Source organism: Exiguobacterium flavidum, assembly GCF_003344535.1.
Classification (GTDB): domain Bacteria; phylum Bacillota; class Bacilli; order Exiguobacteriales; family Exiguobacteriaceae; genus Exiguobacterium_A; species Exiguobacterium_A flavidum.
Genome location: NZ_QPKS01000005.1, coordinates 221,280 through 232,066, shown reverse-complemented (window position 1 = coordinate 232,066; position 10,787 = coordinate 221,280). Strand labels below are relative to the sequence as shown.

Annotated in this window: 10 protein-coding genes; 8 read left to right on the top strand and 2 right to left on the bottom strand. The window is 54.4% G+C overall.

Annotated elements, in window-relative coordinates; genetic code table 11:
- Positions 1-45 precede the first annotated feature (45 nt).
- A protein-coding gene (locus DFG60_RS06930; RefSeq protein ID WP_232818602.1) for an IS3 family transposase occupies positions 46-1,598 on the bottom strand; the annotation gives its coding sequence in 2 pieces (ribosomal slippage) (positions 46-962 and positions 962-1,598; 1,554 coding nt in all).
- A 103-nt stretch (positions 1,599-1,701) separates the two neighbouring features.
- Positions 1,702-1,950 carry a ferredoxin gene (locus DFG60_RS06925; RefSeq protein WP_114571010.1) on the bottom strand — a complete coding sequence of 83 codons (249 nt, stop codon included), beginning with the start codon at positions 1,948-1,950 and terminating at the stop codon, positions 1,702-1,704.
- A 255-nt stretch (positions 1,951-2,205) separates the two neighbouring features.
- On the opposite strand from DFG60_RS06925, the gene DFG60_RS06920 reads away from it, so the two are divergent.
- The 8 genes from DFG60_RS06920 (at position 2,206) to DFG60_RS06885 (ending at position 10,726) form a co-directional block, all read left to right on the top strand.
- Positions 2,206-3,897 carry a methyl-accepting chemotaxis protein gene (locus DFG60_RS06920; protein WP_198661560.1) on the top strand — a complete coding sequence of 564 codons (1,692 nt, stop codon included), beginning with the start codon at positions 2,206-2,208 and terminating at the stop codon, positions 3,895-3,897.
- Positions 3,898-4,031: 134 nt separating this feature from the next.
- The gene (locus DFG60_RS06915; RefSeq protein WP_114571008.1) at positions 4,032-5,045 is read left to right on the top strand and encodes a helix-turn-helix domain-containing protein; all 1,014 of its coding nucleotides are present in this window, start codon (positions 4,032-4,034) and stop codon (positions 5,043-5,045) included.
- On the top strand, positions 5,046-6,473 hold the full coding sequence (locus DFG60_RS06910) for a RecQ family ATP-dependent DNA helicase (RefSeq protein WP_114571007.1): 1,428 nt from the start codon (positions 5,046-5,048) through the stop codon (positions 6,471-6,473). It abuts the gene before it with no gap.
- 33 nt (positions 6,474-6,506) lie between these two features.
- Positions 6,507-6,695 (top strand): hypothetical protein, encoded by a 189-nt coding sequence (locus tag DFG60_RS06905; protein ID WP_157964498.1) that lies wholly within the window; start codon positions 6,507-6,509, stop codon positions 6,693-6,695.
- Positions 6,696-6,759: 64 nt separating this feature from the next.
- Positions 6,760-7,644 carry a MerR family transcriptional regulator gene (locus tag DFG60_RS06900; RefSeq protein ID WP_114571005.1) on the top strand — a complete coding sequence of 295 codons (885 nt, stop codon included), beginning with the start codon at positions 6,760-6,762 and terminating at the stop codon, positions 7,642-7,644.
- Between the two features lie 52 nt (positions 7,645-7,696).
- Positions 7,697-8,287, top strand: coding sequence for an adaptor protein MecA (locus DFG60_RS06895; RefSeq protein ID WP_114571004.1), 591 nt, complete (start codon positions 7,697-7,699; stop codon positions 8,285-8,287).
- 86 nt (positions 8,288-8,373) lie between these two features.
- Complete coding sequence (locus DFG60_RS06890; protein WP_114571003.1) at positions 8,374-9,303, top strand: D-alanine--D-alanine ligase; 930 nt, start codon at positions 8,374-8,376, stop codon at positions 9,301-9,303.
- 157 nt (positions 9,304-9,460) lie between these two features.
- A complete protein-coding gene (locus tag DFG60_RS06885) occupies positions 9,461-10,726 on the top strand; it encodes a Glu/Leu/Phe/Val family dehydrogenase (protein WP_114571002.1) in 1,266 nt (421 codons plus the stop codon).
- Positions 10,727-10,787: the final 61 nt, after the last annotated feature.

Sequence of the window (10,787 nt, the reverse complement as noted above, 5' to 3'; positions counted from 1 at the left end):
TGAACAGCTCCCTGTCAAGTAGACAGTCGTAAAAATGAAAACCCTTTAAACGGCCTCAGCCCTGTACTCCAACGGGCTGAGGCCGTTTAATCGTTGCTGGTATCGTTCGTGATTGTAGAACTCGATGTATTGTTCGATCGAATGACGAAGCTCGTCGAACGTCTCGTACTTATGCAGATAGTACCTCTCGCATTTGAGGGCGCTCCAGAACGACTCGATCGGTCCGTTGTCGATGCACTTCCCGACGCGGGACATGCTCTGTGTGATTCCCGCTTTTCCTGTCATGTAGCGGAACGCATGGGACGTGTACTGGAAGCCGCGGTCGCTATGGAGGAGGGGACGGGCTCCGGGGGAGCCCGCGATGGCGATGTCGAGCGTATCGAAGACCAGCTGGTTGTTGTTCGCGTGCCCGATCACGTAGGAGCGGATCGACCCGTCGTACAGGTCGAGGATCGCGCTCAGATAGGCCTTCTTCGAAGCCCCATACTTGAACTCCGTGACGTCAGTCACCCACTTCTGGTCCGGGGCGTCCGCACGGAAATCCCGGTTCAGAAGGTTCTCAGCTGTCTGCTGCGCAGGATGCCGAATATACTGCGCCCGCTTCCGACGGATCACGCAGCGAAGCCCTGCGATGCGCATCAGCCGGCGTACACGCTTGTGGTTGACGTTTCTGCCGAAACGACGCTTCAGGTTCAAACGCATCCGACGATAGCCGTAGGTACCGTCGACCGCTTCATGGATCGTCCGCATCTCCTCGACGATGGCTTTGTTCTCCACCTCGCGAGCCGAAGGCACACACCTCATCCATTTATAATAGGCGGCGCGCGAGACACCCGCGATGTCGCATAGACGATTGATCGACAAACAGGTCTTACCTGTGAATTTCCGGATCGCCTCGTACTTGTCCATGTTTCGGACTTGGCTCAGTTTCGCCTCCTCTCGATTTCCTCTAACTTTTTTAGGAACATGATCTCCGCGCGGAGACGTTCGTTTTCAAGCTCGAGTCGCTTCTTCTCGATGGCGTGGCGTTCCTCCGCCGTCAATTCCTCATCCATCCTCGTGCGTCCCCGCCGGTCCATCAAGCCGTCTGGTCCGTCTTTCTCGTACTTCCGGACCCAGCTATAGATTTGTTGATACGAGACCCGATGGGTCTCTGCCGTCCCATGGTAGTCCTTTCCTCTCCCGATGCAGTCGAGCACCGCTTCGATCCGTTCCTCGAACGTCGTCTGTCTTCCCTTGGTCATAGAGGTTCGCCTCTTTCTCTCATTGATTTCTCTATGACCATTATATTGCGTTATCCAGTTCTTCAACACGCTCTTGCCGGAGATACCATACTTTTTTGTCGCGCTCCGAATGGATTCACGACCTTCCAGGACGTCGCGTACGGCTCGATGTTTCAGCTCTGTCGTGTAGCCCGTCCATTTTTTGCGGGGTTCGAGCGCCGTAAGGCCGCCGTTTCGGTATACGCTTCTCCATTCTTTGAGTGTGTCTAGCGAGATTCCGAACTGCGACGCGATCGCGGCCATGCTTCCAGTTCCTTCTTCATATGCTCGGATGGCTCTCATCTTTTCTAGCGCGGTATGCCGTTTTTTAGACATAGGAAAAGCTCCCTTCATAAGCAGACAGTTTTATTGTTTCAACTGTTTACTTATGAGGGAGCTTATCATCCGAAGCCGGAGAGAGGATTTTTTCATGTGAAGATCATTCGTATTTAAGCGCGTCTCCGTCGAACGACTCGTCCGATACTTTGATCGAGTCCGTCGGGCATCCTTCGAAAGCGTCGATCATGTCATCGTACAGTGCTTCAGGGATGACTGCAGTTCCTTCATTGTCGTCCAGGATGACGTAAGCGAGTCCTTCATCATCGTAGTCATAGATGTCTGGTGCAGCAGCACCGCAAGCGCCGCAAGCGATACAAGTATCTTTGTCGACGATCGTATATTTAGGCATGGTCATTCTCCTCTCAATCGAAAACATATGAAGCATGGAACTGTTTTCTTCTACATGTCATTGTATCGGACTGCACGCCCGATTTCAACGTCTAAGAGCAGCGGGTGTCATTCACTTCGAAAAGATGGCACAAAGATTTTGATTTTTGTGCAAAAACGAACAACTTATTCCGATAAATGAACGGGGAAGCCATTCAGGTACATGCACATACTAAATAGGAGTGGCTTTTCGATTGAACGAATGGAGGCAGAGATGATGAGATGGACAATCAGAAAAAAATTATTCGCAGGCTTCGGCCTAGTGATCACGGCCCTTTTGTTTGCGTCCGCTTTCAGCGCATTTCAGCTGATGAGCGTCGCGAACAGCTATGAGACGGTGCTTGAGGACCGCGTACCAAAGATCGTCACGGCCGATAAGCTTGCCTTAGCAGTCGCGAACCAGGGAAGATCGCTGCGCGGATTCATGCTAGAGAACGACGAACAGCTCGTCGACCAGTTCCAGGACCACAAGGACGTCCGGGATGCGCAGTTGAAGCAGCTGAGCAAGACGCTCACCTCTAAGGAGATGGTATCGCTTCTCGATCAAATTTACAGCCAGGTCATCACATATGACAACAGCGCCGTCGACATCATGGACTTGACGCGCAACGGCGACACGGAGGGTGCCTTGAAGATCTACAAGGAGACCGTTCTTCCGGTCAACGAACAACTCCAGCAAGACGTCGATACGCTCGTCGCCTTTCAAGGTGAGAACTTGAAGAAGACAGGCGACGCTGCGAAGGCACAGGCGGATCGAGCGCGAAACCTGCTCCTTCTCATCGCCGGTCTTGCGACGGTGATCGGCCTCACCACGGCAGCGGTCATGGGCCGCATGATCGGTCGTCCGCTTCAGCGCCTCGCGCATTCTGCGCGTCAGGTCGCTGAAGGGGACTTGAGCGGAGAGGAATTGTCCGTGAAGTCAAAGGATGAGGTACAGGAAGTCGTGCTCGCCTTCAATCAGATGAAGGGAAGTCTCGTCAACTTGATCCAGAACGTTCATGCGAGCGCGGAGACGGTCACGGCCTATTCGGAACAGCTCTATGCAAGCACGGAGGAAGTAGCTGCTACGACGCAGGACGTCTCGAGCCTGTTCGAATCGATGAGCAAGGGAGCACAGGCCACTTCGAATTATGCGAGTGAGAGTCAGAGCGCGATCGGTTCGACTGCCGAAGGTCTGCAGGAGATCGCAGACAAGAACCAGGCAATCGATCAAGGGACGACGGAAAACCTCGGACGCGCCCAAGAAGGAGCGAAATCGATCGCTGAGGCGGAAGGACAGATGATGGCGATCAAGAACGCGACGGACGAGACGGCCAAGACGATCGAAAAGCTGAACCGGCAATCGAGCGAGATCGAACGGATCACGAAAGCAATCACAGGCATCACGGAACAGACGAATCTGCTTGCCTTGAACGCCGCAATCGAAGCGGCTCGGGCGGGAGAGCATGGAAAAGGTTTCGCGGTAGTCGCGGAGGAAGTGAAGAAGCTCGCGGAAGAATCGAAGCGGAGTGCCCAGGAAATCAATCGCCTGATCCGGGAAATCCAGCACGATACGTCGGAAGTCGCTGAATCATTCGACATCAATGCCGGCTTGATCAACGATGGCGTGACCTTGATCCAGACGGCAGGTTCGTCATTCCGTACGATCGTCGAGACGATTGAGGAATCGTCGCATCAGCTGACGGAGCTCGCTTCCGCATCGGATCAGGCGTCCGCGAATTCGCAGGAGATCGCTGCAGCCATCACCGAGATGGCACGTCATGCGAACGAGACGACGGAGCACACGTTGCATGTACAGGAGTCGGTAGAGGAACAGCTGGCGATGATGCAGGAAATCAATGGGATCGCCGAGACGATGAGCGAGATGTCGCAAGATCTTCAGCGCGCCATCCAAGGCTTCAAACTGTAAGAGCGAGTCAAGTTATCGGCCTGTCTTCCCAGGGAGACGGGCCGATTCTTTTTTTTGGTCAAAACAAGCAGGATTGAAACGAGTATTCCGGAATGGTATATCTTAATATATGGAAATACAGAGAGGGGCATGACATGGAACCTACTTTCATCGAGCGAATTCTCCTTGAAGCGATCTTCCGACTGGAGGGGGAGAGGACAGACCGCAGTCTCTTTCACGTCATTCAAGGGAAGCGTTCTGCCACGACGCTTCAGGATGCCCATTTCTATCGACTCGATTCCCTGTTCGGGATGGTTCCCCTCGATCCGAAGGGGTACGAGGAGCAACTGAATAATTTAATTCGAAAAGGATGGATCAGGAACGTCCCGTTCGAATTGACCGAAGAGGGGAGAGGGCTGATCGGTCATACGTTCATCGTAGATGGGCTAGGCGGTGAGTGCCGGGGCTATTCACTGATTTTGTGGAAGCGGTTCAGCTTGCTCCTTCAGACGCTGCTTTGCCTGAAGCAGAAGACGACGTTCATCCCGGTTCAGCAGGACGAGGGGACGAAATCGTGGGTCAGGCATACGTTGCGGACGATCGAGGATCGCGATGCCTGGATCGAGACTGCTTACAGAGAGCTCAGGAACGCACTTGAGTCTCTTGAAGGTGAGGACGCTACACTCATCACCTATCGCCTGTCAGGCAATCGGACCGGGCTTTCACTTCCGCAACTGGCGGAGAGACTCGACGTCGACACCCTTTCGATTCGAATGCAGTTTCAACAGGCATGGGTGTCATGCCTGAAATCACTGCCTGAGTCCGGTCTCATACATGGACTCGCCCGGGACGTCTCCCGGGATAAGATGACGACATCCGCTGCGCGTACGTATGAACTGCTCCGACTCGGGCTGTCGATCGAGGAGATCAAATCCCGACGCAGGCTGAAGGACAGTACGATGGAGGATCATCTCGTCGAGATCGCGATGTATGGCGACCGCTTTCCGCTCGAACAGTTCGTCCCAGAGTCTGTCGCCAAAGAAATCAGAATGATCCAACAGAGTGAAGGGACGTTCGCCCTCAAACGAATCAGGCAAAACATGAAGCAGGAGTGCAGCTATTTTCAAATACGGATCGTTCTCGCGCGACTCGTCAAGGAGGTCCTTTGAATGCTCGAACAATTATTGGAACGTCATTTTCATTACCCCGACTTTCGAGCCGGCCAGCGTGAGATCATCGAATCCGTGCTAAGCGGACGGGACACGCTTGCGATCCTGCCGACGGGCGGCGGGAAGTCCGTCTGCTTCCAATTGCCATCATATGTCTATCCTGACGGGTTGACGCTTGTCGTCTCGCCGCTCCTCTCGCTGATCGAGGATCAAGTGATGCAGATCAAAGCGCGAGGGGAGCGTTCGGTCGCGAAGCTTACTTCTCAAGAATCGGCGGATCAAAAACGGGAAGTTTTGGACCGGATCAATCAGCTTCGCTATCTGTATTTAAGTCCGGAACAGCTGGCTGCGCCGCTCGTCAGGGAGCGATTGAAGAAAGCCGAAATCAGATTGTTCGTCGTCGACGAGGCGCATTGCGTATCGCAGTGGGGTCACGAGTTCCGCCCGGAATATACGAAGCTCCATGAGGCGAGGATTGCGCTTGGGAATCCGCCGTGCCTCGCGTTGACCGCCACTGCACCGGAAGCGGTCGCGGAGGACATCATCGAGCATCTTCGCTTGAAGGACGCAGCAATCCATCGGCATTCCGCCAACAGGCCGGAAATCCAATTCCTGGTCGACCAGAGTACTCAGGCGGAGAAGGATGATCGATTGAGATACTGGCTTGTACGACTCGAAAGGCCGTGTGTCGTCTATACAGCGACACGAAAGGACGCTGAGCGGGTGGCGGCCCTGTTGAAAGCGACCCATTACCATGCAGGCCTTGAGCCCGAGGACCGTCAATTGATCCAGCAACAATTTCTGAATGACGAAATCGACACCATGGTCTGCACGAGTGCGTTCGGGATGGGTGTCAACAAATCGAATGTCCGCTCCGTCCTCCATTACACGCTTCCGGCTACGATCGAGGCATATATGCAGGAAGTCGGACGGGCGGGACGGGACGGCAGGCCTTCGACGGCCGTGCTCCTCTTCACAGAGAACGACGCCTCCATCCATCAGTTTTTGCTCGACGCACAATACATGGCGGATCACGCCGTTCGCCGAGTCAGCCGGATGATCGAAGAGGAAGGTGTCGGACAGGTGGAGAAGGCACTTCAGCTCGACTTGAAAGATCCTGCTTACCGGCTGTTCGCATCGCAGGTCGCTCAAGGGTTGAAGGCTGAAACGATCATCGAATGGAACCGTGTCCGTCGCTCCGTTCGCGAGAAGGAACTCGGTCAGATGATTGCTTATGCAAAGTCATCGTCTTGTCGGCGAGCCGTCTTGCTTAGACATTTCGGAGAGGAATCGGTCGCTCAAGAGCGATGTTGCGACAGATGCGGTACTTTCGTCGTTCCTGATGCCCGCTCAACGACGCAGGTTACGCCGCTCGACTGGAGGACACGTCTTGAAGAGGTCTTTTTCTCCAACTCGATTTCAGTGTAAAATAGAGCTAATTCGTTCAAGAAGGTGATGGAATTGAAAAATAGAGACAAGAACAAGCGGGCAGAAGGAGAGCCGACTCTGCCACCGCGCGCTGTCAGGCAGCAGAAGCTGCGAAACGAGAAGATGAAGCAGCCGTTTTCCAAAAATCCGGTTGCGATAACATTGACGCTTGCCATGCTCGCCATCATTTTGACGTTCCTCTATATCGGATTCATGCGGTAAGCGCATCAAAGGCGGTGAATGAACCCCCTATTAGGTATACTAGAGTCAGAAGGGGGCGAACGACATGGATCGTGGGAAATATAACATAAAGGCAGTCGCCGCCCTCGTCGGGCTCAACCCGACGACCATCCGGGCCTGGGAGCGGCGATACCAGGTGCTCGAACCGGACAGGAGTGAATCCGGGCATCGTATGTACAGCGATAATGATGTCGCGAAACTGCGGTGGATCGTCGAGAAACAGAAGGAAGGGCTATCTGTCTCGAAGGCCGTTCAATTGTATGAGACTCCGACGGTCTTCAACGAGTCGACGACGGATTATGCGAAGGACTTGCGTGAGCGTCTTCTTGACGCGCTCATCAAGTTCGATGAACGGGAAGCGCATGACATCATGAACAAGGCGTTCACGATGTTCAGCTTCGACAAGGTGGTAGGTGACATCGTTGGGCCCTTGCTGAACGACATCGGATACAGGTGGGAGCGCGGTGAGATCAATGTGGCGCATGAGCACTTCGCGACAGCTTTCCTCCGGGCAAGATTATCGACCTTATCCCTCCAAATGCCGATCAATCCCTTTCTTCCGCGCATCATATGCGTATGCGCACCCGACGAAGAGCACGAACTCGGTCTCCTGTTCTTTACACTTTACTTGCGTCAGATGGGCTTCGATGTCGTGTTTCTCGGAGCAGGTATCCCAGTCAGCGATCTCGTGAAGGTCAACCAGCAGTTAAAACCGCGGGCGATCGTCCTTTCCTGTACGTTGTCAGAGCACCTGCCGGGTCTTGACGAGGCGCTAGCGGCCCTTGAAAACGAATCACCGGAGACGCAAATCGGGCTTGGCGGGTATGCCGTCGAAGCGAACGCAGAGCGTTATGCGGAGTGGTATCTCGGGCGAGACCGGGAAGAGTGGGGGAAATGGCTCGGTCGACTTGCACCGGTGTCTGGTGTATAGTGGAAACTATCGATGAAGGAAGCGATGCTTCCGATTAGTGGAGGGACATAGATTGAAGTTCGAGCATTTCCAAGAAGGACACATTCGCGTGTTCGTCTCAAGACATGAATTATCGGCACATGACATCCGCCCGGAGACGCTTGCCGTCGGGAAGGGTCAGACGCTGCTCAGGACGCTTCTCGAGGAAGCCGAGATGAACTACGGCTTCGCTGCATTCGGCACGTTGAACTTCTTTATCACGTTCTTTCCGAACGACGGAATGCTCGTCGACGTAAGACGTGAAGGGGAGCTGCCTGAGGACTTGATGCAGGAGACGGATCAGGTCGAGATTCGGATGACCGTCGATATCGTCCACCATGTCCTCTATCATCTCGGTGACCTTGAAACCGTCATCGGAGCCAGCCATGCGCTGGCAGGGGTCAGCGAGAGGACGGAGACGGGCGGGACGCTCTATCATTACGAGGGTGCCTATTATCTCTATTTCCAGGAGCGTATGAACACGGGTACGGAGACCGTCGTGACGACGATCTTGTCGGAGTATGGCGACCCGAGTGCTAAAAGTCCGCTCGTGATGGCGGAATACGGGAAGACGATCTGCGAGGCGGACGCCGTGCGGACGATGAGCGATAACTTCCCGGTTTGAATGCGGAATTGTTCGCATTCTTTTTTTTTTACACAGGAATGATGGTATGATAAACGGTGAATGTAAGATGAAGGAGTGAATGGATTATGAAAGTGGCAGTACTGTACGGTGGGGTTTCGGGCGAACGTGAGGTCTCTTTGAGCAGCGGACGTTCCGTCATCGCTGCTTTGAAGGAACGTGGACATGACGTCATCGAGGTGGACTTCCACCCGGAGCGTGCCAGTGAGCTGTTGACGCTCGACGTCGATGCCGCAATGATCGCTTTGCATGGGAAATATGGCGAAGACGGTCGCGTTCAAGCCTTGCTAGAGATGGCAGGTATTCCATATACAGGTTCGGGCGTGCTCGCTTCGGCGCTCGCGATGGACAAGGCACGTTCGAAAATCCACTTCAAAGCTGCCGGAATCCCGGTCGCCCGTGACGTTCTGATCGAACGCGGCGAGGACATCGATCAAAAGGTGGCAGAATGGGGCGGGCAGTTCCCATGCGTCGTCAAACCTGCACAGGAAGGATCCTCGAACGGGTTGACGATCGCTCGGGACGAAGCGATGCTTCGCGACGGGATCGACCTTGCGTTCGAGGCGGATGACGCCGTCTTGATCGAAGAGTTCATCAAGGGCAGGGAAGTCACTGTACCCGTCTATGGCGCGAAAAGTCAGGAGAAACCTCTGCCGGTCATAGAGATCATCCCTAAGAATGAGTTCTACGACTATGAATCGAAATATGCAGTAGGCGGGTCCGAACATATCTGTCCGGCCGATTTCGATGAGGCGACGACGAAGCGCCTGCAGGATGCTGCGGTGCTTGCCCATCAAGTGCTCGGCTGCGCAGGCTATTCAAGAAGCGACTTCCTCGTCAAGGAGGACGGGACCCCGATCATCCTCGAGACGAACACACTTCCCGGCATGACCGCGACGAGCCTGTTCCCGGACGGTGCACGTGCCGTCGGAATCGACTATCCGGAACTCGTCGAGATCTTCATCGGGCTCGCGATCGAACGCTCGAAAAACGTCTGAAGCGCACTTCTCTTCTTCGAAGAGGATTGCCCCTGGGTGCGGAAAGCGCTTTCAAAATTAAAGGTTTAACCCTTTCAAATCGTCCTGGAAAAAGGTATACTTTATCCGAACAAGGAAACGGCATAGGGGAATGCCACTAATGGGGAGGAACGTTGGAATGATCACTGACCAACAACACGCGAATCAGCGTAAGAACGTACTCGAGGCGACACAAGAAATCGTAAAAGAGGCACTCGAGAAACTTGGGTATCCTGAAGAGATGTACGAGCTGCTCAAGGAGCCGCTCCGTATGCTGACGGTTCGGATTCCGGTCCGGATGGATGATGGATCGACGAAGATTTTCACCGGCTTCCGGGCGCAGCATAATGATGCGGTCGGACCGACGAAAGGTGGAATTCGGTTCCATCCGAACGTCACGGAAGTAGAGGTCAAGGCTCTATCCGTCTGGATGAGCTTAAAGGCCGGCATCGTCGACCTCCCATACGGTGGAGGGAAAGGCGGTATCATCTGTGATCCGCGTGAGATGAGTTTTCGTGAGATCGAACGGTTGAGCCGCGGATATGTCCGGGCAATCAGCCAAATCGTAGGACCTACGAAGGACATTCCAGCTCCTGACGTCTTCACGAACTCGCAGATCATGGCGTGGATGATGGATGAATACAGCCGGATCGATGAGTTCAACTCACCTGGTTTCATCACCGGAAAACCACTCGTCCTCGGAGGCTCGCACGGACGTGAGACCGCCACCGCGAAGGGTGTCGCGATCATGATCCGCGAAGCGGCTCTCAAGAAGGGGATCACGCTCGAAGGAGCTCGCGTCGTCGTCCAAGGCTTCGGGAACGCGGGAAGTTTCCTCTCCAAGTTCATGTACGATCTCGGCGCGAAGGTCATCGCGATCAGTGACGCATACGGTGCGCTCCATGACCCGAATGGTCTTGATATCCCGTACCTGCTCGACCGGCGTGATTCTTTCGGTACCGTGACGACGCTCTTCAAGAACACGATCTCGAACAAGGAACTGCTCGAACTTGAGTGTGACATCCTCGTGCCTGCTGCAATCGAGAATCAGATCACGGAAGAGAACGCTCATGACATCAAAGCAGCAATCGTCGTCGAAGCAGCGAACGGTCCTACGACGAACGAAGCTACCAAGATTCTTGCAGAGCGGGACATTCTGATCGTCCCTGACGTGCTCGCGTCAAGCGGCGGTGTGACCGTCTCGTACTTCGAGTGGGTTCAAAACAACCAAGGGTATTACTGGACGGAGGAAGAGGTCCACGAGAAGCTCGAGAAGGTTCTCGTCCATTCGTTCAATCAGGTTTATCAGACGTCTCACACCCGTAAGGTTGATATGAGACTCGCTGCCTACATGGTAGGCGTGCGGAAGATGGCGGAAGCGTCACGATTCCGCGGATGGGTATGATAGTTCGGCCGCCTGCTTCTGCAGGCGGCCGTTTTCGTCCAAGCGATGTCCTTTCCCGTCG

What these genes read in the sequence shown, in the direction of transcription:
- DFG60_RS06915 (WP_114571008.1), top strand. Translation starts at nt 4,032, where the DNA reads ATGGAACCTACTTTCATCGAGCGAATTCTCCTTGAAGCGATCTTCCGA.
- DFG60_RS06910 (WP_114571007.1), top strand. Translation starts at nt 5,046, where the DNA reads ATGCTCGAACAATTATTGGAACGTCATTTTCATTACCCCGACTTTCGA.
- DFG60_RS06900 (WP_114571005.1), top strand. Translation starts at nt 6,760, where the DNA reads ATGGATCGTGGGAAATATAACATAAAGGCAGTCGCCGCCCTCGTCGGG.
- DFG60_RS06920 (WP_198661560.1), top strand. Translation starts at nt 2,206, where the DNA reads ATGAGATGGACAATCAGAAAAAAATTATTCGCAGGCTTCGGCCTAGTG.
- DFG60_RS06925 (WP_114571010.1), bottom strand. Translation starts at nt 1,950, where the DNA reads ATGCCTAAATATACGATCGTCGACAAAGATACTTGTATCGCTTGCGGC.
- DFG60_RS06890 (WP_114571003.1), top strand. Translation starts at nt 8,374, where the DNA reads ATGAAAGTGGCAGTACTGTACGGTGGGGTTTCGGGCGAACGTGAGGTC.
- DFG60_RS06885 (WP_114571002.1), top strand. Translation starts at nt 9,461, where the DNA reads ATGATCACTGACCAACAACACGCGAATCAGCGTAAGAACGTACTCGAG.